We start from the raw sequence: 26,762 nt of genomic DNA on the forward strand, positions 1-26,762 counted from the left end.
TCCAGTGGTCTGGTCAACCAGGAACTTGCTTTATGGAAACAAGCTCCTTCCTCAACTGAAATACTGTGTATTTCAGTTAGGGAGGGGTGGTTGACACAACGCAGCTCCCAGTGCCCCTGTGATTTGCGGTTCAGCAGGCACGTAAAGTGATATACCCAGTTCTTTTTCCAGCGCTGATTTAATGGAGGTATTTTTCGCCACGCCTCCCGTGAACGCCACATTTTCTTTTAGTTCTAACTGCCGGGCCATAACCGCAACTCTTCGGGCAATACTCTCGATGATTCCTGCTGCTATATCTTGTCTTGTAAATCCTCTTGTTCGAAGCGATATAACCTCGGATTCTGCAAAAACAGTGCACATACTTGTTATATTCGCAGGTGTTTCAGAACCAATCACCAAATTGTCCAGATTCTCTATCGAAACTTCAAGTGCCCTTGCCGTGTATTCTAAAAATTTGCCTGTGCCAGCTGCGCACTTGTCATTCATAATAAAATCAGTTACTTTGCCCCTATTTACCGAGATTACTTTGCTATCCTGCCCACCGATATCAATTATCCCTTTAACTTCTGGGTACAGGTGATATACACCCATAGCATGAGTAGTAATCTCACTTATAGACTTGTCAGCAAACTGAATACTATTCCTACCATATCCTGTTGAATATACATGGTTAACATCTTTTTTGTCGATACCCGCATTGTCGAGAACTTCTTTATACGCAATTTCTGCAGCATATATGAAATCAAATTCAGTTGACCGTATGGTATGAGTAATTTTCTTACCCTCGTTGACAAGCACCGCTTTGGTAGTAGCCGAACCGGCATCAATTCCCACTGAAATCACGCAACCATCTCCATGAACGCATCCACACGGAGTCCGATATGTTCAACGTCAGAATCACTATAATCTGTCTCGATAGCTAACATTGGAATTCCTGCTTCTTTTAGGGCCTGATGTACCTTATGTTTTTCTATGTTGTAACCGTGGCAGAATTGCAGTGTATAGTATACAACTCCATCGACTTTGAATTCTCTGGCAAGTTCGAGGATGTTATCTATACGCCTGTCATTGGGACTCATGCAGGAGCAGGGTATTTTTATGTATCTTTCGGCCAATGCAAGCATTGGGTCCTTATCTTCGTCTACCATGTCCCAGAACGACCTTGTGCCGGTACAGCTTTCTTCTGCAACAATAACACCACCTTTGTTCTCTATGATTTCTGATACTTTCGTGTTACCTCCTGGCATTGGACAACCAGAAATCATTATCCTGGGACTGTGTGAACCTTCAGGTTCAACATTTTCCATTTCGCTGATAAGCATTCGAAGGTGTTCCTTTAACATATCAGGTGACAGGAAATACTGTTTCTGAAGGATTTTCAGCACATCAACACCGCTTATTGGACTTGGATCTTTTTTCCGTAGTTCATACAGCCTATGTAGAAGCTTTCGGACCTCATTGGAGGATATAATCTCCTTTTTTAAGCGTTCGGTAGTTATTTTGTTGCCTGTAAGCTGTTCCATTGCACCCTTGAATTTTTCGAGTTCAGATAAAAAATATTCCAAGGCTTCAGAAGTATCAGGCCTTTGAGGGAGGTCAATTACATAGGTTGGAACATAATTATCTAGCAATTCATACATCTTCTTCTTACTATCACATGTATTCTCAGCTACGATCATGTCTACCATACTGAATTGAGAGCAGGGTTTTACGCCTGATGAGCCATCATTGACGATTGATCCAAAAGAAGATTTCACCAAGGGGCAGATGTTTCTTGGTAAATATTGTTCTGCAATAGATATAGTGTCATTCTTGCCTCCGCAGAGTATCATACGATCAGCATCTGCTGCAAATATTATCTCATCAGGTACAAAAAGGCAAAAAGTACCTACAGATTTCTTCCCCGATTTCTTTTCATCTGATACTTGGCGAATACGCTCTTTATATGAACTTTTGAGATTTTCGAGACTTTTGAAATTACTCATTTTTCTCATTAAACGTTGATATCTTATACATATTAAGTCTTTTGCGAATTAGAATGGTACTGTCCAGTTCTGAATAAAAGAACGCCGACTACAAAATTTCGAAGAACATAGCACACAGGGAAGTTATCACTGTTTCTAATGCCCTTCTTTAGTTTCCGTTAGTCGAAGTTAAGAAATGGAAGGACAAGCCAACTGATTTATTAGTTGGTCGCTGACATCTCCAAATTTGTGATACCAATACACTAAAATATCCCATAGAAAGAATTAGGATATATGAAATCAGTTTGTTTTTGCGGGGAGATACATCAACCATTCACGATGAAGTGGTACTGGCCAGCTTACGAATATACCAGACCGGACATCGACAAATATTTCGATTTGTCGCAGGTATATTCAATCTTTGAAAAGATGAGTGATGACATCATACATACAAACGAGTTCATTAAAGAACTTGTAAAAAGTGATGGTAAATTTTCATTCAACATTTCCGGTACATTCCTTGATATGTGTAAAAGATGGAACACTGATGCGATTGATTCATTCAAGGAGCTCTCAGATACCAGAAGTATCGAATTCGTTTCATCTCCCTATTACCATTCTCTGAGTAGTTTATATCCAGAATTCTCAGAATTTCAGGACCATGTGAAAAAACACCGGAATGAAATCAATAATTTTTTTGGACAAAACCCAAAAACTTTCATAAATTCTGAATTGCTCCTATCAAATCAGCTGGGAAAAATTCTGAAAGAATTGGGTTTTGAATGTATGATTTCAGAAGGGTCTTCGAATCTGATTGAAGGAAATGATCCGACATATGTATATGCTAACCACTTACCGGTCCTTCTCAGACACATTGACTTAAGCGAAGATATTGAAAACCGGTTTTCTGATAAATCATGGACAGGATACCCATTAATTGCAGACAAATTCGCGTCATGGATCAATAACATGGAAGGGGATGTAGTTGTCATATATTTCAATTATAACAGTCTTGCAAGGCATCATGAATATGAGAGTAATATATTCCAGTTTATCAGAAAGCTACCGGAAAGTCTGAGAAAATACAATATAGAGATGGTAACACCCTCAGAAGCAGCTCAGAAGTATCTAAAGATAAAACTGGACAATCTTAACACTGAAACCACTGCGCGTTACGGTATGGATAGCCTTACAGGCAATCATATCCAGAACATTTATCTGTGTGAGTTGATGAGGATTAATAATGATTTTCAGAAGATAAAGGGTGCGCCTAATTATAATTTTTTGAAACAGATATATGGATACCTCCAGCAGAGTGATATACTGATGGATATGAATTATACAAACCTACCTCTGGCTTATGAAAGAGGTGTCAATAACTTTTCTATTCTTTCGGATTTTAGACGTGCTGTTATTGAGACAGAAGGAGAAATTAAAAAGATGGGGGTCAAACAATGACTTCTGTATGTCCTTATTTCCAGATACATCAACCTTATCGACTCAGATGGTTCTGGCCTGATGATATGAGTGGTTTTTATAGATATTTTGATTACGCTGCTAACAAAGAAATATTTGAAAAAGTTGCAAACAAATGTTATCGTCCGACAAATAATTTATTACTTGACTTAATCGATGAATACAATGGGGATTTTAAATTCAGTGTTTCTATAACGGGTACACTCCTAAGCCAGTGTGACAATTGGGGAAGTGATGTACTGGATACTTTCATACAGATGGCAGATTCTGGCTGTGTGGAATTTCTGGATGAGACGAATTATCATTCACTTGCGGGTTTGTTTGAGGACAGTTCCGAATTTATAGAGGAAATCAAAGAGCATCACAAAGTTATAGAGGACCTCCTTGGTGTAAAACCGAAAGTGTTCAGGAACACCGAACTGATTTACAATAACAATATAGCAAAGACGGTGTCTGATTTAGGGTACAATGCAATACTGACAGAAGGTGTGGATAACCTGCTTGGATGGCGTTCACCGAATTATGTATACAGGGCGGATGACAGTGGTCTTCCGGTGTTGATGAGAAACTATCAGTTAAGTGACGATATTGGGTACCGTTTTTCAGCACGATGGTGGAGTGAATATCCCCTTACAGCTGATAAATGGGCATCATGGGCATCAGATGCAAAAGGTGATACATTAAATATATTTATGGATTATGAAACATTTGGTGAACACCAGTGGGAGGAGACCGGTATCTTCGATTTTATACGTGCGTTTCCTGGAGAAGTATTAAAAAGAGACCTTTCCTTCAACACACCTTCTGAAGTGGTTGATATGTATCCATCAGTAGGAGACATCGATGTAGGTGATTTTTCCACGATTTCATGGGCGGATATGGAACGGGATACCAGTGCATGGCTTGGAAACGACATTCAGAGAAGGTGTTTTGAAGAAGTAAAACATCTGGGTCCCTATGTTAAAAAGACAGGGGAAAATGAACTGATACAAATCTGGAAACATCTGCTGACCTCAGACCATTTCCATTATATGTGCACCAAATGGATGGGTGACGGTGATGTTCATGCATATTTCAGTGTATATTCGTCACCCTTTGATGCTGCCGTAAATTACATGGCAATCATCATGGATTTTAAAGCGGAAGTATTCAAAAGACTGAATAATTTATCGGGGGAGTGACCAATTTAAATGACACATAACCTTGGTACATTTTTTAGTAAAGAAGATAAAGGATATTTTGTCTGGTTCAAGATATATTACACCGATACACCGGAGTCACAGACTGACATTGTAAATCTTTTTGCTTCTGAAGATATGGATATCAGATATGGATACCTTGATAATACCGAATATAAAGATAAAGGAAAATATGTCCTGTTTGCACGTGTTAAAACTGACACCGATATAAACGAATTTTTGGGCAAACTTAAAAACCTTGAAGTGGTTTTGAATATAGAACATCACGTTTTGCAGGACAGTACACTGCACTCACTGGATTATCCACTTCAACTACTCGGTGAAAGAGCCATCATTGCCCGTGCAACAACATTTGTGGATATTGTCCGGATTATAAAGGAAAATGTATCTGATTCCAGCGGATTGCTGATGGTCAGTGGTCTCAATGGCGGCATCCATGCTGCCAGATACATAAAAACAAAAATAAATATCGACAAAAACAATCTTGCAGATATTTTAAAAGAATTGGTTACAGCTGCAGGTTGGGGGTTACTGGATATGGATCTTGATTTTGATACATTAAACGGGAAAATCTATTTCATGAACTGTTTTATTGCCGAATCATATGGTGAAAGCGAACGTCCTGTATGTGAATATATAAGCGGATTTTTTTCCGGATTTATTACAGAATCACTGGGAGAACCTGTCCATGTCAGAGAAATAAGGTGTAAATCCATGATGAGCACTGACCTCTGTGAACATATGATATCAAAAGCACCACAAGGTATAAAACCCGAACACATCCTTAGAGGAGAACTGCCTTGATTAAACAACCAAACGTAATTCTTGGTAATCAACATCTGCTCGTCACAATGGGAAGCAAAGGAGAGATATTTGGATTTTTTTATCCAAGAAGGGATTATGCGCAGAATATGGAAGATTCGGTAGCCTGTATCCATGACGGTTCGCATCTCATGTGGACAAATAGTTTTGAGTGGACTGCAAAACAGGAGTACCTTGAAGATACCGACATTGTATCCACTGAACTTTCTCATGAATCAGGTCTTAAAATTTCAATCCTTGACTTTATACATCCTGAAGCACCATTTTTAGTCCGTAAATACAGAATATCTTCAACCAGAGGGTTTCATGGTAAATTTTTCTACTACATGAATCTTGATGCTGGTGAAATGGAAAAAAAGAACGCAGCTTTTTGTGACCCCGATGAAAAATTATTTGTCCAGTACTGGAGGGATTTTCATATCGGTCTTACCGGGGTTCCCGGTTTTGACGACTGGCAGGTCGGTAAGATGATGGGAACCATCTGGTGGATGAATGCCAAATATGATATGGAAGATGGAGTACTGCAAAAAAACCGGGAAGATATTGGAAAACTTAACAGTGCAGTTGGATGGGACCTTAACATTAAGAAAAATGGGTCATCTGAGATTACTGTGTTGATTGGTGCTGCCAAAGGGAGGACCCAGTTATATAAAAGGATGCATGAAATCTGTTCCCAGAAGATAGATGATATGTTTGAAAACACCAAAGATAACTGTATTACGTGGCTGTCTGGAAGAAATGTTTTAAGTTTATCCGGGATGAATAACGATAAAACAACCCAGAAAACATTACTGGATGCATATAACCGCTCACTACTTACACTGAAACTTTTGAATGACCCAAAACATGGTTCTTTCATCGCAGCTCCTGAATTTGATTCAAATTTTGAGATGTGTGGAGGTTATGGGTTTTGCTGGAACAGGGACGCATCAGAAGTACTTGCTTCGCTATTGCATTCAGGATACCCTGGATACTGTGAACATTTCCTGAACTGGTGTAAAAGTACCCAGTTTTCAGATGGTTCGTGGTTTCAGAGATACTGGATTGATGGTAACATAGCACCCGCTTGGTGTAACTTCAAAAATACCACCCAGATAGATGAAACCGGGTCAACCCTTCAATTGATGGATATTTACTATCAGTCGATTGAAGGTGTGAAAAAAGCCGATTTCCTGTATGGAATGTGGGTTACAGTATTGCATGGTGCGGAATACCTCATGAAACGAAGTGCTAATGGCCTCCATGAACCCTGTATCGATTTATGGGAAACTTTCCCGGGCATCTTTAGTTATACTAATGCTTCTGTATATGCTGGACTTTTAAGTGCTGCTCATCTGGCAGAAGAATATGATGAATCAGGGCTTGCAAAACGTTGGTCTAAAAGAGCGGAAACTATCAAGAAAAACACACTTGAAAAACTCTGGATTGATGAAGGATACTTTGCAAAGGGAATCATCGATGAAAAACTGGACACAACAGTTGATGTCAGTATTCTGGGTACATTTGTTCCATTCAATATGCTAAACCCGCAAAATCCTGATGAGAGAGACATGATATATACCATAATTGCAACGATTGAAGAGAAACTGAAATCAAAAATTAACGGTTATTACGGTATCAGAAGATATGAGAATGATAATTACATCGGAGGAAATCCCTGGATTGTAGCAACATTATGGCTCTCAAAAACCATGCTCTCTCTTGCAAATACCCTGAATGATGAAAAAGGTACAGAAAAAGAAAGGCAGCAATTCATAGAAAAAGCTGTTGAATATATAAAATGGTCCACCAGAGGTACAACAAGTACCGGGTTATTGCCGGAACAGGTGGATAAACATAACGGTCAGCCTGCATGGGCAATACCACTGGGATGGAGTTGTTCTCTAATGATTGATAATCTACAGCTTCTGGATTCTGTATTCAAATAACTGGATGGTTCACATGTACGAATTTAAGCCGGCTGATTTTTTGGATTATGAATCAGGTATTAAGAAGGAATGGATAATTACCAACGGAATTGGTGGATATGCATCATCTTCTATCATAGGAGCAAATACCAGAACCTATCACGGGCTATTGGTTGCAGCTTTAAATCCCCCTGTTGATAGAACTCTCATGCTATCCTCTATTGATGAAGAGATACATATCAATGATAAATTCCATGAACTTGCAACCCATAGATTTCCGATGACTGTCCATCCTGAAGGGTATGGATATCTTAAGCGAGTATCGTTTAATCCATTTCCTGCTTTTGAATATCAGACAGAAAACATCAAAATCGTTAAACAGATTTTCATGGAACATGGTAAAAACACCACCATAACCAGTTATCAAATAACCTGTGACATAGATAATGCTACTCTTAAATTAATCCCGCTTGTAAACCTGCGAAATTTCCACCATACTATAAAATCCGGGAATATTGAATTTGAGCAGGATTCTGGTAAAAGCGGTACAAAAATAACTGGAAAAGGCACTTCATTCAATCTGTATTCAAATGCGAAATATCATCCTGAAGGTACATGGTATTACAATGTTGAATATGATATAGAACGATACCGAGGACTTGAATATCAGGAAGACAATTATAACCCGGGATTTTTTGAAATTGAACTTGAAAAGGGTGTAAACCATGTGTTTGTTGTTGCATCCACCAATGAAATTTCAAAACTAGAAAAAGACGATATTGATGGAATTTATTACCGGGAAGTTAAAAGAATCAAATCACTTGGTTCTGGACTTAATGAGGATTTCATATCCTGCTTGTCAAAAACAGCAGATTCGTTTGTTGTAGATAGAAAATCCACTGAATCAAAATCCATAATAGCCGGATACCACTGGTTTTCTGACTGGGGCAGAGATGCCATGATATCATTACCCGGATTAACCCTTGTCACCGGACGTTTCGATGATGCGTCCAGTATTCTTACAGGTTTTGCTGATAACTGTAAGTACGGTCTGATTCCAAACCGGTTTGCTGATACAGATGAAAATAGTCCGGATTACAATACTGTGGACGCATCACTCTGGTTTATACATGCGGTTGGAAAATACCTTGAATACACAGGCGACCTTGAAACAGTCAGAAACCTGTGGGGTACAATTGCAGAAATTATCCATTATTATATCCACGGAACCAGTTTTAACATCCGGATGGATAAGGACGGTCTGATAAAACATGACGGACAGCTTACTTGGATGGATGCAAAGGTTGGAGATATTGAGGTGACACCAAGGAAGGGGAAGACCTGCGAAATCAATGCTTTGTGGTACAATGCTTTAAAAACAGCATCATCTATTGCAGAAAAACTGGGAATACAACATAAAGAATATGACAATACTGCTGAGATGGCTAAAAACAATTTCATTGATGCATTCTGGAATGAAAAAGATGGATGTCTTTTCGATTGTATCAATATAGATGACTACGGAGCGGTTAACAAAGACCCATCCATACGGTCAAATCAGATATTTGCGGTTTCACTTCCCTATACAATGTTACCGTCTGACAAGGAAATGATGATTGTTGAGAAGGTGGAACAGGATTTATTGACACCCCTGGGACTCAGAACACTGTCACCTAATAATGAAAAATACATAAGTAGATATCAAGGTGACCCCTATGAACGTGATTTTGCCTATCACAATGGAACGGTGTGGCCCTGGCTTATAGGCCCTTTTATATCAGCCTATTTAAAAGTTAACAACAATTCAGCTGAAAGCAGGAAGCATGCACATTCATTACTGCTTGGGTTTGAGGAACATTTAAAAGAATCAGGAATTGGGACAATATCAGAGGTGTTTGATGGAGACTATCCTCATAACCCGGGTGGGTGTATATCCCAGGCATGGAGTGTCGCAGAAATCCTGAGAGCATACATTGAAAACTTTGAAAGGTTTAAAAAATCTTAATGTATATATTTTCTACAAATCGGGACGGGGAGCTAGAATAACTAAACAGGAATGGGTAAGACTTGTATTCTGCTCTATTTCTTGATTACTTCATTGATTCTTATCTCCATGACAGGGTTAAATACAACTTTCTCTGTCAGGAAGCGCATCTATTAGCAAAAGACATGAACTGGGAACAATTTACCATGGAATACTATGAACTACTCAACGATAAAAAAATAACCTGAGTTGATGACATGTCAGAAATCAGAAAACATTATTTTCTGGATGAATACTGCATAATTGCAACTGAAAGAGGAAAGCGCCCTTCAGATTTTGCATCAGCAAACGTATCCGGAAAACAGACAGAACCACATGGTCATGATTGTGTATTCTGTGCAGGAAACGAAGCTAAAACTCCACCTGCATCTGCTGTCTACAGATCAGGTGAGATTTTAAAGGATACTGAAAATGAAAGAGTAACAGGATGGTGGGTTAGGTGTATCCCGAATCTATATCCTGCCCTTTCTCCAAATCCTGGTTCTTTGGAACAAGATGATTTTAACTGGCAGAAGTTTGAAGGATACGGATACCATGAGGTTATTGTTGAAACACCTGTACATAATAAAAAAGTATCAGAATCTTCAGATGACGAAATAAAATTGCTCATGCAGGTATACCGAGACCGTACTACCCATTACGAATCAAAAAAAGGTATTGTATATACATCTCTTTTTAAAAACTGGGGTGAAAAATCCGGTGCTTCTATCAATCATACACATTCCCAGTTGATTGCTCTGCCATTCATGCCGCCTAATTTGAAAATTGAACAGAACACTATTGACAATGCAACCAGGTGTCCATATTGTGATATCGTTGAAAAAGAGAAAAATTCCAGACGGCTGCTCTATAACAATGAAGATATTATTGTTATAGCACCGTTTTTTTCAAAAACCCCATTTGAATTATGGATACTTCCTAAAAATCATTTCAATCATATGATCAACTTTACAGATGACTTGTTGTCCCAATTGGGTGATGCATTGCGGTTTGCAGTTTATAGTCTTGAAAAAACGCTTGGATCAATATCTTATAATTATATGTTCAACCAGATACTTGCCGATAGCTCATATCATTTTAATTTAAAAATCCAGCCGGTTTTATCAACTATTGGTGGATTTGAGAAGAATACTGATATCTATATTAATACTATACCCCCGGAAGATGCTGTTAATTACTTTAAAAATTCAATTTGATTTTTAAATCTCATTTTTAATCATAAATATATAATTTAAGCATATTAAATAATTTTTTATAAAGATAAATAAAACCCGATTTTTTTTAGCATCGGGCATAGGAAATGGTCATAAAAATATAAGTACTTTGCTAAATGATTGTATCGTGAAGTAGATATGGCTTATACCAGCAAGGTTGATGCACTGGCGTTAGAACCGATAAAGATACAAAAAAAATATCTTGGTAAAAGATTTAAGAGAGGAATCTTCCAGTCATCTACTGGCAGGCTGATCAATGCCGATATTAATGGTGCATTGAACATCTTAAGAAAGGTACTCGGCGATTCCCTTGCAGGGATAGCTGATATTGGGGACGTGAACTCTCCAGAGATAACTTTGTAAATTGAAAATTTATAAATATCTTTAAATCTTTGATTTAAAGAGTAAGGCTTTCATGGTAAACTTCTTCCGAAGTCGCTGAGTCTTTAGCTCAACGGTAGTTCACTTTTGATTTCAATTTAGGATATAACTTATACTATAAATTGCAATTTTGCTCTAATTAAAACCTGAAAATCTACAAGTGTGGTGAATATAATGCAAATTTCAAGATGGTACAAAATATTAGGATTATCATTACTACTGACCTCAATTCTCTTTTATACACTGGAATATATTATCTTCCAGGACCCAAAACATCTGTTCAACTTCATGATTGCAAAACTTGCGTTCCTTCCTATAGAAGTGCTGATTGTCACCATGGTAATCCATCAGATACTGTATGATATGGATAAACGTCAGAGACTGGAAAAATTGAACATGGTTATAGGTACATTTTTTAGTCAGGTCGGTACCCAATTATTGATCTATTTTTCTGACTGGGACCCAAACCTTGAAGAGATCAAAAAGAACCTTGTAATATCCAAAGAATGGACTGATGCTGATTTTATAAATGTTAAAAACCAGCTCAAAAATTATGAATATACTATAGATATCAACAGAGTGGATTTAAAACATCTTCGGAATTTGCTTATGGAGCACAGGGATTTTCTGTTACGATTGCTTGAAAACCCAAACCTTCTGGAACATGAAACATTTACCGAAATTTTAAGAGCGGTATTCCATATGACCGAAGAACTTATCAGTAGAACTGAGCTTGATAACCTTCCAGAATCCGACCTTGACCATCTTAGGATAGATATAGAACGAGTATATGGAAAACTTGTTCTTGAATGGCTGGATTATATGGAGTATATGAAGGACAACTATCCATATCTTTTCTCACTTGCCATCAGGAAAAACCCATTTGATGAAAGTGCATCACCTGTTGTAAGATGATTGCACTTTCTATTATTTTTGACCTTAATGATGGAAACGCTTTTAAATATGAGAATGTGATAGATGAGCTAAATACCATACCAGACCTAATCCCAATAATTGTTTATCAGTGATTATCATGCTTGAGGATGAATATCAGCTTAATTTTTTCCATGAAAATGGATTTGTCAGGAAACAGTGTCCCAAATGTGAAAGTTTCTTCTGGACACGTGACCCTGATAGAACTACTTGCGGAGACGCACCTTGTGACACATACTCGTTCATAGGCAACCCTGTTTTTGAAAGACCATATGAATTGAGAGAGATGAGGGAACATTTTCTCAAATTTTTTGAAAACAGAGGACATATACGTGTCAATAGATACCCTGTTGCAGCTGTATGGAGGGAAGATATTCATCTTACAATAGCATCTATTGCCAACTTTCAACCGTTTGTAACATCTGGTCAGGTACCGCCACCGGCAAACCCTCTGACAATTTCCCAGCCTTGTGTACGCCTATCAGATCTGGACGCAGTGGGACGCAGCGGAAGACATCTTACACTCTTTGAAATGATGGCACACCATGCTTTCAATACAAAGGACAATGAAATTTACTGGAAGGAAAAAACTGTAGCCCTCTGTGACGAATTCCTGAATTCCCTTGGTGTAGACCCACTTGCTGTAACATACAAGGAAGAACCATGGGCAGGTGGCGGCAATGCAGGAGCATGTCTTGAAACACTGGTGGGAGGTCTTGAGGTTGCCACCCTTGTATTCATGAATTTGAAACAGTCAAAAGACGGTGACATCATAATCTATGGTGAACCCTATGAGAAAATGGACAACTATATCGTGGATACTGGCTATGGTCTTGAAAGACTGGTCTGGGCTTCCAAAGGGTCACCAACTATCTATGATGCTATATTCCCATCGGTTGTCAATGAATTGATGGAATATGCAGGTCTTGAACATGAACTGGAAGACTCTGAATATTCTGAACTGCTGTCCCAGAACGCCCGGTTTGCAGGTCTTATGGATGTAAGTGAAAAAGCCAACCTGAGAGAACTTCGAAAACAGGTAGCCACCAGCATCGGAACCACTGTTGAAAAACTGACATCCATAATGGAACCGGTGGAAAAGGTCTATGCAATAGCAGACCATACCAGATGTCTCACGTTCATGATTGGTGATGGTATAGTGCCATCCAATGTCAAGGCTGGTTACCTAGCAAGACTTGTTTTTAGAAGAACTACACGTATGATGCGTGAACTTGGTATGGACGTACCCATATATGACATTATTCAAATGCATATCGATAAACTTCAGGAATTTCCTGAATTTGAAGACCGTTCCGAATTGATAGAAGATATCATCCACCATGAAGATGAAAAGTTCGAAGAAACCCTAAACCGCGGGATCAAAATGATTCAAAAACTGGCCAAGCAGTACAAGAAAAAGAATGATAAAATACCACTTGACCAGTTAATTGAAATGTATGACAGTCACGGAATTCCACCTGAAATTGCTGAAGAAGTCGCAGAAGGCATGGGTGTTGAAGTAGAACTTCCTGATAACTTCTATTCAATAGTAGCAGATAGACACAGCAAGGTAGAGGAAAAAGAAAAACCCAGATTACCGTTCGAGGAAAGAATTTCCAAGCTTCCACAGACAAAACTGCTGTTTTATAACGAACCTAATCGTATGGAATTTGAAGCTGTCGTGCTGGATGTTTTTGATAACTACATCGTTCTGGATCGAACACTGTTCTACCCAGAAGGTGGGGGACAACCTGCAGACCATGGTAAGATTGTCGCTGATGATGATGTCGCAAATGTAATCGATGTCAGGAATATAAAAGGTGTCGTGATACATAAACTCGAGGATGTCGAGAGTGAATTACACCTTAGAAAAGGCGACCTTGTTACCTGCAAGATTGATGAGAAACGGCGCATAGCCCATGCCAGACACCATACGGCAACACATATAGTAAATGATGCTGCAAAGAAAGTACTCGGAAACCATATCTGGCAAGCAGGTGCCCAGAAATCCGAAGACCGTGCACGTCTTGACCTGTCACATTATAAACGTATAAAGAGAGATGAAATTAAACAAATCGAATTAATTGCAAACGATACTGTGATGGAAAACAAGCGTGTTGTTACTGAATGGGTAAACAGAAATAATGCTGAAAGACAATATGGTCTGAGCGTGTACCAGGGTGGTGTACCCTCTGGTAAAAAACTGCGAATTCTTAAAGTAGGTGATGATATAGAAGCATGTGGCGGTACTCACTGCACATATACCGGTTACGTGGGTCCGATCAAGATATTAAAATCAGAACGCATACAGGATGGTGTGGAACGTCTTGAATTCTCTGCAGGAGAAGCTGCTATAAAATCAATGCAGGAAATCGAGGATACATTACATAATTCATCAGAAGCATTACGTGTTTTACCAGAACATCTACCAAGTACAATCGAACGTTTCTTTGAAGAATGGAAAGGTTTCAAAAAGGAAAATGCAAAGTTAAAGGAAGAACTTGCAAATATACGTGTGCAACAGATGATACAGGACGCCATAATCTACGATGACACACATATCATCGCCCAAAAAGTACCTAATTCAGACAACAAAGAACTCCAGAACATGGCAGGAGAACTTACCAAAAACAACAGCACCGTAGCATTACTCATCAGTGACTACAATGGTGTAAAAATAGCTGCATCTGCGAGCAAGGATGCTGTAGATAAAGGTATAAACATCGGTAAAATAGTTAAAGATATATCAGCCATCGTTGGAGGCGGTGGAGGAGGTCGTTCTGACATGGCACAGGGTGGTGGAACGGATATAACCAAAATCGATGAAGCACTAAACATCGGTATTAAAAGAGTAAAAGAGCAGCTGTAAAATTATTGTCTGCTGAAGGTAGAATACCCTTATGTTTTTAACATCGCATCAAATGTGGTAATTAACAAAATTCCATCATCATGAAAACAATTCCCAAACATTAATATGAAAATAAAACAAATTATATACCGTATATAACAATTCAGGGTTAATATGGAATCCGATGAAACTCAGGAAATCATAAACACTCTTCGTAATGAACTGATTTCGAAAAGTACACTGTTTCTGGCACCTGTTGGTGTTTCAAGTGAGAGGATAATCTATTTTTATATATACAATGTACTTGAAAACGACCCTGAACAAACCGTTGTGTGGCTTTCACTGAAAAAACCAAGGAGCAAAGTCCTAGATACCTTTGATGAGTACGGTTTCGATGTCGAAAAATACTCTGATCGTCTTTGTTTCATCGATATTAAAAAACCCGGAAAAGAGCCCGAAAAAAATACCCTGTACTGCGACTCACAGACCGATTACACAAAAATGGGTTCCCATATTTCCAAACTGTTCAAAGAACACCCTGATTCTATTCTTGTCATCGATGATATGAATACATTGACAAAAGACAACCTACAGGTTGTGGAAAACTTTATTAAATTCGTTGAAAAAACCGTTAATAACAATAACGGTAGTATAGTAACCATCCTCGGAAAAAACACCCTGAGCTCTGAAAATGAAGGTCTGATTAAATCGTTTTTTGATGTTGTCATCGATATTACAAGCAGTGGAGAAATGCATGCTGAAATAGGATTGAAAAGCCTGCATGTATCATATACTATAAGTGACGGCAAAATCAATTTTGAATACGTACAGAAGAAAATCAAAAGAGAACGGTTAAAAATCCTGATAGTGGATGATGAACCAGATATACCCGAACTTATAAAACTCTCACTATCCAATGAACCATATGATTTTATTGTCGCCTACAGCGGTGAACAGGCTGTAGACATGGCAATGCAAGAACTTCCTGATTTGATTCTGCTTGATATAATGATGCCTGATATGGACGGTTATGAAGTTGTGGAAGAATTAAATAAAGATAAATCTACTGTGGATATAGCAATTATCATGGTGTCAGCAAAAACCAGAGTTGAGGATAAATTGAAAGGTATGGAACTTGGGATCGATGATTATATATCCAAACCATTTGATGAGCGGGAACTGAACGCAAGAATAAAAATGGTTATGAAGAGATACGGCTGGAAAAAACTTTAATAATTTTTTCTTTTCAACATTTGATAATTCATTCTTCTAAGTTTATAATTTTGAGTTTCTGTAGAAATCCTGCTGAATTAAATATCAACCAGTTTAATTCATAAAATTTTACCGATATTTTTAAATTACATTTAAAAATATTATTGAATCATACATCCATCTGGATATTCAGCTTTCCTGCAAAGCCAATTTTGAATTGTCGTTTTTGATTTTAGAAATAATTTCTATGTTCTAGCTTGTACACAATTTATTTTTTATTAATTTTAAACCGCTATCAAGGGCCAAATTTTAACTACTACATTTCAAAAAATATGCTCATATGTTGAACACAAATAAAAATATATATTAGAACCAATTTATTTTATGTAGTCCATTATAGACCTTTTAGATCCGAAAAATAAAAATATATATAAAAGGTAATACAGTTTTAATTGTGACTGAGAATGTATGGCTGGATTCAAAGATAAATTGAAAAATTTGGTCCCCGGTAAGGGTAAAAAGGGTTCTGAAGGACAGAACAATTCACCGTTTTCACAGGAACCTCAGAATTTTGGAGATGTTCCTGACCTATCTGAACTCACGGATGAACAATCTACTGATGGTCCACCCGCTTTTGGCGATGTACCAGATTTAGAGGAAGGTAGCCCCTTTGACCCAGGCGCCTCATCGGGACAATCCAGTCAAGTGAACAGTGAACAGGTTGAGAGCAATACACAGAAGATAAAAACAGTGGAATCCAGGCTTTCTAAGGTAGATGCCAATATAACTACTGTTCAGAGAGAGAGTCAGGAATTAAAAAAGACAGTTGATAAAATCGACCAGAGTGTTGTAGAACTTTTATCACTCTATGAAATCGTCTCCAACCAGGTAAACCCGTTTGTCGGGGACAATGAAGGCGGAAGTGAATACATAGAACGTTTTGAAAAAAATGAAGAGCGCATAAATGAAATCGGCAATTATGCGACAATGATTAGAAACGATCTTGACGCGCTTTACCAAAAATTTGATACTCAGGGCATCAATAAACTCCATTCAAAAATAGATGAACTTTCATCAAAAACAAATGAGTTATTTGAAAAATATGATGAGTTGAACGAAAACTTATCCTCCCTGAAACAATACACAGAAAAAATATCAGACCGTGTGGATATACTGGAGAATATCGATTTATCAAATGTGTATGAACCTTCAGAAAAACAATTTGGAGATATATACCAAGACGAAGAAGAAAATGTAGAAAAATCCTCTATAATCTTGGATTCTATAGGAAATGATCCTACTACAGTGATTGCAATTTTAAACTGGATCGAGTACCTTGTTGAACGTGTGGGAAGCAATAACCTCCAGGATGCACTGGAATATTACGTGAACATCGGCTGGATAAGTGAAGAAGTACTTACTGATATACTAAACTATGCAAAGGGTATGGAACACTATGTTGAAAAAGAGGATTGGGCATTGACTCCTGATGACCATACTAAATCATTCATGTTTATCGAACGAATGAGTGGTCACAGGATGGATAACAGTCAAGTGGACCATAATATCGATGATGATTTATCCAAAATCAAAAAAGAGGTCTAAGTTTTATGGGATTTGAAACTGCAGCAGTAGTAGCCATTTTTTTCGTATCCGCTGTAATACTGGGCACAACTGCATATACAGTGGTAAGCGCTTCAGAAGAAAGAATCAATGAAGCTAAAGACCTAAAACATGATATGCAGGCAAAAAACCTGCAGACCGATATTAACATCATAAATACAACAATTGATAACTCCAGCAATTCATATGACCTTACTGTTACGGTTTCAAACACTGGAAGTGTTACCCTTGATTCGGAGGAATTAAACGTAATAGTTAACGGAAATATCTGTTCATATTCTTATAAATCACCTACAACCTGGACACCGGATGAAACAAAAAATCTGACAATCAATAATATCCCTACAGATCCTAAAGACGAACATCGGGTTAAAGTGACAGCAGAAAACGGAATCGCAGATTATGCAACGTACCCTATTTAAAATTTACAAAAAACGGTGACTTAAATGCAAGATGAAACATCCGCGTTACATTTATTTTTAAATGATGAAAACGGGGACACTGCTGTAACACATATGATATTTTTCATAGCAGCTGTTATTATAGCTGTGGGTGTTGTCGGTGCACTGTCAACAAATGTCCAGTCCATAATGGGTGCCACATCCGAAAATAGTGAAGTAGTATCTGACCAGTTAAAAACCGATATCACAATTATAAGTGACCCTGAAGTTATTCCTTATAACACTACATCTGATTATTATACGTTTTACGCTAAAAACACCGGTAAATCCGATATTGCACCTGAATATGTGGATGTTATTCTGGACGGGGAGTATATACAGGGTAAAAACCTGAACATGAGTTTACAGGATAGTCCAGGTGTATGGAAGCCATCAGGTGTGATTATTATTAATGTGACTACCGGTGATCCACTTGACCCTGGAGACCACAGATTAAAAATTACTACTGACAACGGGATTTCTGATACGATAGATTTTAAAACCTGAGGATATAAAATGGTAAACCTTCATTCTTTCCGGATTTCAAGGGATAATTTTAATGAGAAGCTGGGTAGTGGATTTCCTGAGGATTCCCTTGTATTGATTGAAGGGTATAGTGGGTCAGGGAAAAGTATAATCTCCCAGAGAATCGCCTACGGGTTAATCGAGAACGAAACAAGTGTGACCTATATATCTACCCAGATGACAACCAAGGGCTTCATCAACCAGATGTATTCCCTTGATTATCAGATATCAACACATCTTTTAAACGGCAATCTGCTCTATATTCCGGTAATACCGCTGGTAAAAAACACAAGACAAAACATGGATTTTATTCAAAGGCTTATTAATGCTGAAGACCTGTTTGAAAAGGATGTGATAATTGTTGATACGATATCTTCTTTGATTAAAAACAGTGTCAATAGTGAGAAATGTTTTGACCTTGTCTCGTTTTTCAAAAAACTCAACGGACTGAACAAGACGATTATCATGACAATCGAGCCCGACAGTCTGGATGATGAAATCTTCACCATGCTCCGCTCATCTTCAGACATCAATTTATCCCTTAATGTAAAACAGATGTCAAACCAGGTTAGAAGGACATTGATTGTTAATAAATTTATAGGTGCACAGGGACCTATAGGAGATATTATAGGTATCAGGATAGAACCAAGGGTAGGACTTGTTGTAGAAATTGCGGCTGTTTCCTGATATCATCTTTTAAAAAACGGTTATGAGGTAATAAAGTGGCAGAAATTGATCCTGAATTTAAAAAATCGCTGCAGAGAAACCCTCACCTTGCTGAGTATATCAAAAAATTCCAGAAAAAAACAGGCAGCATTCCAGAATTCAGGGTAAATCTGGATAGGGATATATCTGTGGAAAATGTCAATATCATTCTGCCTGTTGGAGACCCGGTGTTTATCCATCTTTATGGAACTCCTCAAATGGGTCAGGCTCGGTATTATGCTATAGAACCGACCCTGTCATCCAGTGAAAATAAAAAATATGAAGCTGTGATGAATTCCATACTTGAAAAATCCGCAAAAAAACCTGTTCCTGAGTCTGAAAGTGAACTCAAAGACCTCATAATAGAACTAATGAACGAATCAGTAGATGTAGGTTCAGGCGGTGAACTCCCGGAAGAAAAAGGAAAACTTGGTGTTCTGTATAAACTGCTACCAACTACTGAAAATATACCCCTGGACCAGACCGAGTACAACAAACTCCTATACCATATTGAAAGGAATGTCATAGGTTCCGGACCTCTAGAACCCGTTGTAAGAGACCCCTATCTGGAAGATATCCACAGTATTGGTATAAATGGTGTATACATAGTTCATAAAATTCTGGACATGATTAAAACAAACATTAATTTTGAGGACGAAGCAAGGCTTGATGACTGGTTCAGAAGTATGAGTGAGCGTATTGGAAGACCTGTAAATGATGCCAGCCCTATATCAGATGGTGCCCTTCCTGACGGGTCACGTATCAACATGATATATAGTACCGATATAAGTTTGAAGGGCAGCAGCTTTACCATGCGTAAATTCAATGATACCCCGCTTAGTATCATCCAGTTAATTAACTTCGGTTCTGTGAATACCGAAATGGCGGCATATATATGGATGTGCCTTGAAAACGGGATGAGTATATTCTTTAGCGGTGAAACTGCTAGTGGTAAAACAACAATGCTTAACGCCTGTCTGGCTTTTATAAACCCGTGGTCAAAAGTGTATTCTGCAGAAGATACCTCAGAAGTCCAGCCTCCACAGGATGTATGGCAGCAATTGCTCACCCGTGAAGAAGGGCCTGAAGAATCGCGTGTTGAACTCTATACATTGTTGAAAGCGGCATTAAGATCTAGGCCTGATTTTATAATTGTTGGTGAGATTCGTGGTGTTGAAGGTTCGGTAGCATTCCAGGCAATGCAGACGGGTCACCCTGTTATATCAACGTTCCATGCTGCATCTGTAAAAAAATTGATTCAAAGACTGACCGGCCATCCGATAAATGTACCCATTACGTTTATTGACAACCTGAATGTAACAATGATTCTTCAGGCAGTATACAGGAAAGGTAAGGTTCTGAGGAGATGTCTTTCTATCGAAGAAATCGAAGGTTACTCGGACGAATCAGGGGGAGTCGTTACAAGAGGTGTATTTGAATGGGATCCAGAGGATGATATCCACCATTTCCGCGGGTTGAACAACAGTTTCATTCTTGAGAGTAAAATTGCTTCCATCTTGGGGTATGAGGATAAACGAAGGGTATATGACGATTTATTTTTGCGTGCAAGGATTCTGCAAGAACTGCAAAATAGAGGTATAGAAGGTTATTTTGAGGTTTATGATATTATAAATAAATTCTATAAGTACGGACTTGAAGGACTGCCATTTAGTGTTTAAATGAGGGAGACGTGTAGATGGATTACGGTAATATGCTTCAAAGAACCGGTATGGAGCCGGCGAGTTACATTAAAAAATTTGCGGTCCCCCTTGTACTTTTTGGTGTATTAGCTCCTGTTTTTATTTATGTAGTTTTACCATGGCTATTTACCGGTCCATCGATAGCTATCCTGGTTATAATCCCGATTATATGTACGGCATTTGCATTCTCCTACCCCATTTATATTGTAAACAACCAAAAAACGCGCATAAACAACAATATGCATTACTATATAACCCAGATGGGCGCGGTTGCAACTGCAAATACTCCCAGGATAGATATTATACGGATCGTGTCAAAAAACGAAGATTTCATGGATCTTGCAGAAGAGAACCGAAAAATCTACAACCTTGTAACTGTATGGAACCTGAACCTCGGTGACGCCTGTAAATTCCTATCAAAAAGAACACCATCGATTATATTCGAGGACTTTCTGGATAGATTCGCACATGCACTGCATTCCGGAGAAGATGTCAATGAGTTTCTCTCGACTGAACAGAATGTCGTCATGAACGAATACGAATCTATGTATTATAGTTCTTTATACATGATAGATGTTATCAAGGAACTTTTTGTATCGCTTGTAATTTCCCTTATATTTTTGGCATCATTTGCTGTTATAACACCCATTCTAACAGGTATGAATGCTGTAATGCTGATGGGTGTAGTAGTTCTGGTATTTGTTGTTACAGATGTTTTTGTATTGCTGTTTACAAAGAATGTGGTTCCAAAAGATCCTTTATGGCAGCAGAAACAATCTTATACCGAAGATATAACTAAAATTTACAGGACTATTCCGATTTCCATTGCCGGGTGTCTTTTTTTAACAATTATTATCTTATTATATGATGGTCTTCCAATGCCGATTTCTATTGCTCTTGCTTTAACTCCGCTTATTTATACAGGTTATACGACCAAAAAAATTGAAGTAACCATCCAGAGAAAAGATGAAAATTTCCCGGCATTCATACGATCACTTGGAAGTTCTGCAGGTGCAAAGGGTAACATGGTTGATGACGCATTAAAATCCCTGCGCCTACATGACTTCGGACCACTTACTGATGATGTTAATGAACTCTATAAAAGACTGGTTTTAAGGATTAGCAAGGTCAAGTCATGGTACTGGTTCGCTGCCAGTACAGGAAGCAACCTTGTACAGCATTTCTGTTCCATGTTCGTTGAAGCTACAAATCTGGGTGGTAAACCAGGTGTTATTGGAAATATCATTGCAACCAATTTCCATCGGATGATTACCCTCCGGAAAAAACGTTACCAGACTGCATCCAGTTTTGTTGGTGTATTGTATGGTCTAACTGCTGGGGTAGCGTTCACTTTGAACATATCAATTGGAGTTGTAAAAATTATGCAGGATATGTTCCATGGAATTGATATGCCCTCAAACATGTCCATGAGCACGATTTTACACACAAACATCGGTGACATCGGTGTACTTTCAATACTGGTTATGGTTATTATGGTTGCACATTCACTGATGTCTGCAATGTTGATTAGAGTTATTGACGGCGGGAGTTTTCTTAGGGGTGCAACGGATTTTGTGATAATGGTATGGATATCTGGAATTGTGGCAGTAATTACTGATTATGGTGTGGATGCACTGCTAAATTTCTGAATATGAAATATAATTATTCAGATTCAAGTTCTAACTGACTTTTAATGTAATCTATTACCCCATCACCCAGTTCCCGTGTAGTAGCAGTTCCTCCCAAGTCGGGTGTTTTTATCCCCTGGTTCAGTGTGTAATTAACTCCCATCTCTACAAGAAAAGCTTCTTTACTGTATCCGTACCATTGGAGCATCATCTTCACACTCAGGATAGCTGCAACCGGATTCGCTATACCCTCACCTGCTATATCGGGAGCACTACCATGTACAGGTTCGAAAAATGCGTGTTTATCCCCTATATTGGCACTTGGCATTAGACCCAGACCCCCTACATGAGCCGCTGACATGTCGCTGAGAATATCACCAAAAAGATTGGTTGTTACAACTACATCGTATCTCTCAGGATATGTCATCAGGTAATACGCCATCGCATCAACCAGTGTATCATTGTAATCAACATCTTCGGGTTCAGCGGTCTGCTGGCATACATCCAGAAACAGTTTATCGGATTTCATGACATTGGACTTGTGGACTATGGTGACATCATTATGGCGCATCTTTGCAAGTTTACAGGCGTATTCAGCTATTCGTTTTGAGCCTTTACGGGTCACAACTCTGGTGGTGTAGGCGACATCTTCATGAATTTCTTCAATTCCTGAATACAGACCCTCTGTATTTTCCCTTACAATTACATAGTTGAAATCGCTTCTACCGGTAACACCTGTAATCCCTGCTAGTGGTTTCACAGGACGGATGTTTGCGTACATATCCAGTTCTTTTCGGATTGTAAGCAGTACACTTTTATATTCAGGGTCAGGAGGTGTAGTAATTGCTCCAAAAAGTATGCAGTCACAATTTTTGAGTATATCAAGGTCTTCATCTGTTATCGCGTTACCTGTTCTCTCCCATTTACCGTATCCGAGTTCGACAGGTACCTTTTCTATAGGAAGTGAAAGAGCATCAAGTACTTTTACAGCTTCAGATATTACTTCACTGCCTATTCCGTCGCCTTCAACCACTGCAAGTTTCATATTTTGAACTCTTAATCTTTGTTTTTTATATATTCTATAAGGTTTTTAACCGCTTCTGCCACATCGAATTCTGATGCACCCCAGTGCACCACTACACCATCCACACCGTTAATTTCTGTCAGTCCAGATTTCTCAGACCGACAGCATCTGGTTAAAAAAGGTTTTGTGGGTGTAAATACATCGGAATTGAACGGACAGATATTAATCTGTGAATATTGAAGATGTGGAAACCTTGATTCAAAAATAGTTTTTGAAATTTCACAACCCACCAGAAGTGGATTGTTCTGTGTAATATTATCAGAATCCAGATATTTGCCTTTCAGTCCTGACACAGTACACGGGAATACTGTATTTTCACCTTCGAATTGCCTGAGGTCGATTAAATTTTTACAGAATTTTACTGTGAAATCGCCGAATAATTCACTTTCATCGAGCTTGTCGATGATGTAGGAGAGCCATGAAGGTTCTGGTGGAATTACATCCACGACTTCGATTTCCAGTATCTGTGACGGATCCGGTTCATGTACAAAGGTTAGATGGTTGTCTATCCCTGTAAATATCACAGTGTTTATCCCATTTTTGCAGAGTTTTGCTGCAGTCTCGATCAAAAGAGTGCGGTTTTTAATATTAAGCTTTTTATCGTATTCGATTATCTGGTTTTCTGATGCGAGTTTTTCTAATGATTCTAATTTCCTGAACAATCCCTCTCCGCTTTTTTGTACATGGTACAGGGAAAATTGTTTACCGGCTTCTTTTTGCTGTTCTACGATAAGATATTCAGTCAGGAAGTATATGGTATCATATTCAGTGTCTTCTGGTGGGATATCGGTTATACCCACATATTTGTATTCATCAGGAAATATCATGATGGGTACTGTTCCTTTTACTGTTTCTTTTTCTGTTTCTGCAGTTTCCTCCGATGAGCGACCAACCCGCCATCAGTTAGAATTTCGAGAAGGAAATCAGGGAGTTTATTGCCTTTAAAGGTTTTGTTATTTACTTCTATACTCCCTTTTTTAAGGTCGATTTTGACAATGTCACCTTCACTACATTCAACATTTGCTTCCATTACCGGAAGTCCGACATTAATGGCGTTGCGGAAGAAAATTCGTGCAAAGGATTTGGCAACCACGCATGCAACTCCTGCATGTTTTAACGCCAGAGGTGCCTGTTCTCTCGAGGATCCGCAACCAAAGTTATTTCCTGCTACTATCACATCACCTTTCTGGACTTTGCTGGAGAATTCAGGGTCTATCCCTTCCATTGCATGGTCTGCAAATACCTGAACATCGGTGGTTCTTAGATACTTACCCGGTATTATGACATCTGTATCTACATTGTCACCAAATATCCAGGCTCTGCCTTCGATTATGCTCTCCACTGTTTCACCTGAAATTTGAAATTTGTTTGCTGGTATTTGTATGTAGTGGTTTGATTTTTCAGAATTATTCTAATGATTAGCAAGATATTGTATCTGGTATCTATTATTACCAAAGTTTACTAGTTAATTTCAACCACAACCTTTTTTATTTATGCATTATTATGCATAATATGTCCTGTATGGACAATACAAAACTACCCGGTAAAAAAAATAATAATCGAAGAAAAAGGAGGTAATATATCATGCCAGGCGGAGACAGAACAGGGCCAATAGGGTCTGGACCGTTGACCGGACGTGGAGCAGGATACTGTGCAGGTTTTGATGCACCAGGTTTTGCAAACAATGTTCCAGTTGGTCGTGGATTGGCCAGGGGACGTGGTTTCGCATTCTATAGAAGAGGAATGGGATTAGGTAGTGCAAGAGGAAATGGATTCGGTTTTAGAAGTAACTCTAACCCTACCCCTGGTCCAGGCCAATACGTAGAGAATACTGGTTTTGAGAGAGATGTCGAAACCAGTATAAGGTCACTTGAGCAGGAACAAAGAATGCTTAGAGAAGAACTGGACAACATAAACAAAAAACTTGGTGAACTAAAATCTAAGTAATAAAAGTGCTTATTTTTCCAAGCACTTTTTTACTTTTTATATTTTAATATAACGTATACCTTAAAGTTTGTGGTGGAACCTTTTTATTTTTGTATCTATAAAAATGGTAAATTTCGATAAATTGAAATATTATTTAAGATATTGATTAAACTTTAAATATAATTATCTAATTATAATAATATCACGGGGTACATTTTTGACAAATACCAATTTTATGCAAAATCCAGTCTATGAATCCATGAATTAAGGGGTTTGTTATCATCAAATAGTTTATGATCAAGAAGGTAATCCTGTAGACTACATAATTATTGATATAAATCCTGCGTACGAATCTATCATCGGCTTTAAAAGGAATGAAATAGCTGGGAAAAGGGCTTCAGAAATTTATGGTTCTGGAAAACTACCTTATCTTCATATCTATGCAAAAGTAGCTAAAACAGGTGAAAAAACCTATTTTGAAACTTATTTTCCACCTTTGGATAAACATTTTGTTATAACAGTAATTTCTCCAGAAGAAGGTAAATTTATTACAATTTTAACTGATGTTACAGGCCAAAAAAAGATAGATGCTGAGCTAGAAGCAATACATGAAAACACACCAGTAGTTTACATGTTGGTTGATTATGAACGAAGAGTCATTAAAATGAACAAGAGTTCAGAGCTATTCGCTGGTGTAGACTCAAAAGATGTGGTGGGTTTAAGGGGTGGTGAAACTCTAAGGTGCTTGCATTCATTGGATGACTCTGAAGGCTGTGGGTTTGGGCCACATTGCAAAGAATGTACTGTAAGAAAAACTGTTATGGACACATTTGAAACTGGTAACAACTATTACAATGTTGAGGTGAGCTTGCCTTTTATGGTGGACGGGGATGAAAAGTATCTAACATTTCTTCTCTCAACATCTCTTATAAATATTGATAATCATCCCAATGTGCTCGTAAGTATTCTAGATATCACTGAACGTAAGAAAGCTCAGGATGACTTAAATAAAGAAAAAGAGTTTTTTGAAACAGTAGCAGAAACTAGCCCCATTTGTATAACAAAAGTGGGTGAACTACCGCTGAGCTAAAGAACTTGTCCAACAATTCGATAATATTAATTTATTTTATC

Annotated in this window: 23 protein-coding genes and 1 pseudogene; 19 read left to right on the plus strand and 5 right to left on the minus strand. The window is 38.2% G+C overall.

The window, feature by feature from the left end:
- Positions 1-72 precede the first annotated feature (72 nt).
- Together ACLFMM_RS03335 and ACLFMM_RS03340 are read right to left on the minus strand one after the other, a co-directional pair.
- A complete protein-coding gene (locus ACLFMM_RS03335) occupies positions 73-843 on the minus strand; it encodes an acyl-CoA dehydratase activase (protein ID WP_410807298.1) in 771 nt (256 codons plus the stop codon).
- Positions 840-1,985, minus strand: coding sequence for a double-cubane-cluster-containing anaerobic reductase (locus ACLFMM_RS03340; RefSeq protein WP_410807299.1), 1,146 nt, complete (start codon positions 1,983-1,985; stop codon positions 840-842). Before ACLFMM_RS03340 ends, ACLFMM_RS03335 begins: the two co-directional genes overlap by 4 nt.
- Positions 1,986-2,258: 273 nt before the next feature.
- Between ACLFMM_RS03340 and ACLFMM_RS03345 the strand changes: the two genes are divergently transcribed.
- From ACLFMM_RS03345 to flaJ, 17 genes and pseudogenes are all read left to right on the plus strand, one after another.
- The gene (locus ACLFMM_RS03345; protein ID WP_410807300.1) at positions 2,259-3,422 is read left to right on the plus strand and encodes a glycoside hydrolase family 57 protein; all 1,164 of its coding nucleotides are present in this window, start codon (positions 2,259-2,261) and stop codon (positions 3,420-3,422) included.
- The gene (locus tag ACLFMM_RS03350; protein ID WP_410807301.1) at positions 3,419-4,621 is read left to right on the plus strand and encodes a glycoside hydrolase family 57 protein; all 1,203 of its coding nucleotides are present in this window, start codon (positions 3,419-3,421) and stop codon (positions 4,619-4,621) included. The genes ACLFMM_RS03345 and ACLFMM_RS03350 overlap by 4 nt, the downstream gene beginning before the upstream one ends.
- A 9-nt stretch (positions 4,622-4,630) precedes the next feature.
- A complete protein-coding gene (locus ACLFMM_RS03355) occupies positions 4,631-5,443 on the plus strand; it encodes a V4R domain-containing protein (RefSeq protein WP_410807302.1) in 813 nt (270 codons plus the stop codon).
- Positions 5,440-7,389 carry a glycoside hydrolase family 15 protein gene (locus ACLFMM_RS03360; protein ID WP_410807303.1) on the plus strand — a complete coding sequence of 650 codons (1,950 nt, stop codon included), beginning with the start codon at positions 5,440-5,442 and terminating at the stop codon, positions 7,387-7,389. The genes ACLFMM_RS03355 and ACLFMM_RS03360 overlap by 4 nt, the downstream gene beginning before the upstream one ends.
- 13 nt (positions 7,390-7,402) lie before the next feature.
- Positions 7,403-9,373: an amylo-alpha-1,6-glucosidase gene (locus tag ACLFMM_RS03365; RefSeq protein WP_410807304.1), complete on the plus strand. Its 1,971-nt coding sequence runs from the start codon at positions 7,403-7,405 to the stop codon at positions 9,371-9,373.
- Positions 9,374-9,435: 62 nt separating this feature from the next.
- On the plus strand, positions 9,436-9,600 hold the full coding sequence (locus ACLFMM_RS03370; protein ID WP_410807305.1) for a hypothetical protein: 165 nt from the start codon (positions 9,436-9,438) through the stop codon (positions 9,598-9,600).
- Between the two features lie 9 nt (positions 9,601-9,609).
- Positions 9,610-10,608: a DUF4921 family protein gene (locus ACLFMM_RS03375; RefSeq protein WP_410807306.1), complete on the plus strand. Its 999-nt coding sequence runs from the start codon at positions 9,610-9,612 to the stop codon at positions 10,606-10,608.
- Positions 10,609-10,755: 147 nt separating this feature from the next.
- Positions 10,756-10,989, plus strand: a pseudogene (locus ACLFMM_RS03380) (RNA-guided endonuclease TnpB family protein); the annotation flags it as partial.
- 192 nt (positions 10,990-11,181) lie between these two features.
- On the plus strand, positions 11,182-11,922 hold the full coding sequence (locus ACLFMM_RS03385) for a hypothetical protein (RefSeq protein WP_410807307.1): 741 nt from the start codon (positions 11,182-11,184) through the stop codon (positions 11,920-11,922).
- A gap of 118 nt (positions 11,923-12,040) precedes the next feature.
- The gene (gene alaS / locus ACLFMM_RS03390; protein ID WP_410807308.1) at positions 12,041-14,809 is read left to right on the plus strand and encodes an alanine--tRNA ligase; all 2,769 of its coding nucleotides are present in this window, start codon (positions 12,041-12,043) and stop codon (positions 14,807-14,809) included.
- A 153-nt stretch (positions 14,810-14,962) separates the two neighbouring features.
- Positions 14,963-16,021 carry a response regulator gene (locus ACLFMM_RS03395; protein ID WP_410807309.1) on the plus strand — a complete coding sequence of 353 codons (1,059 nt, stop codon included), beginning with the start codon at positions 14,963-14,965 and terminating at the stop codon, positions 16,019-16,021.
- Between the two features lie 447 nt (positions 16,022-16,468).
- Complete coding sequence (locus ACLFMM_RS03400) at positions 16,469-17,605, plus strand: FlaD/FlaE family flagellar protein (protein WP_410807310.1); 1,137 nt, start codon at positions 16,469-16,471, stop codon at positions 17,603-17,605.
- A gap of 5 nt (positions 17,606-17,610) precedes the next feature.
- Positions 17,611-18,045 (plus strand): hypothetical protein, encoded by a 435-nt coding sequence (locus ACLFMM_RS03405; protein WP_410807311.1) that lies wholly within the window; start codon positions 17,611-17,613, stop codon positions 18,043-18,045.
- 24 nt (positions 18,046-18,069) lie between these two features.
- A complete protein-coding gene (locus ACLFMM_RS03410; RefSeq protein WP_410807312.1) occupies positions 18,070-18,570 on the plus strand; it encodes a flagellar protein G in 501 nt (166 codons plus the stop codon).
- Positions 18,571-18,579: 9 nt separating this feature from the next.
- Positions 18,580-19,275: an ATPase domain-containing protein gene (locus ACLFMM_RS03415; RefSeq protein WP_410807313.1), complete on the plus strand. Its 696-nt coding sequence runs from the start codon at positions 18,580-18,582 to the stop codon at positions 19,273-19,275.
- A gap of 35 nt (positions 19,276-19,310) precedes the next feature.
- Positions 19,311-20,972 carry a type II/IV secretion system ATPase subunit gene (locus ACLFMM_RS03420; RefSeq protein ID WP_410807314.1) on the plus strand — a complete coding sequence of 554 codons (1,662 nt, stop codon included), beginning with the start codon at positions 19,311-19,313 and terminating at the stop codon, positions 20,970-20,972.
- A gap of 17 nt (positions 20,973-20,989) precedes the next feature.
- Positions 20,990-22,642 (plus strand): archaellar assembly protein FlaJ, encoded by a 1,653-nt coding sequence (gene flaJ, locus ACLFMM_RS03425; protein ID WP_410807315.1) that lies wholly within the window; start codon positions 20,990-20,992, stop codon positions 22,640-22,642.
- A 13-nt stretch (positions 22,643-22,655) separates the two neighbouring features.
- Here the strand turns inward: flaJ and ACLFMM_RS03430 are convergent, their stop codons facing one another.
- The 3 genes from ACLFMM_RS03430 to hacB are packed head-to-tail and all read right to left on the minus strand — an operon-like array spanning position 22,656 to position 25,047.
- A complete protein-coding gene (locus ACLFMM_RS03430; protein ID WP_410807316.1) occupies positions 22,656-23,666 on the minus strand; it encodes an isocitrate/isopropylmalate family dehydrogenase in 1,011 nt (336 codons plus the stop codon).
- 11 nt (positions 23,667-23,677) lie between these two features.
- Positions 23,678-24,532 (minus strand): hypothetical protein, encoded by an 855-nt coding sequence (locus ACLFMM_RS03435; protein ID WP_410807317.1) that lies wholly within the window; start codon positions 24,530-24,532, stop codon positions 23,678-23,680.
- Between the two features lie 17 nt (positions 24,533-24,549).
- Entirely contained in the window at positions 24,550-25,047 is a 498-nt protein-coding gene (gene hacB / locus ACLFMM_RS03440; RefSeq protein WP_410807318.1) for a homoaconitase small subunit, read from the minus strand.
- A gap of 242 nt (positions 25,048-25,289) precedes the next feature.
- On the opposite strand from hacB, the gene ACLFMM_RS03445 reads away from it, so the two are divergent.
- Positions 25,290-25,652 carry a DUF5320 domain-containing protein gene (locus ACLFMM_RS03445; protein WP_410807319.1) on the plus strand — a complete coding sequence of 121 codons (363 nt, stop codon included), beginning with the start codon at positions 25,290-25,292 and terminating at the stop codon, positions 25,650-25,652.
- A gap of 337 nt (positions 25,653-25,989) precedes the next feature.
- Entirely contained in the window at positions 25,990-26,721 is a 732-nt protein-coding gene (locus tag ACLFMM_RS03450) for a hypothetical protein (RefSeq protein WP_410807320.1), read from the plus strand.
- Positions 26,722-26,762 lie beyond the last annotated feature (41 nt).

Source organism: Methanohalobium sp. (assembly GCF_046546175.1).
In the GTDB taxonomy this organism is placed as follows: Archaea; Halobacteriota; Methanosarcinia; order Methanosarcinales; family Methanosarcinaceae; genus Methanohalobium.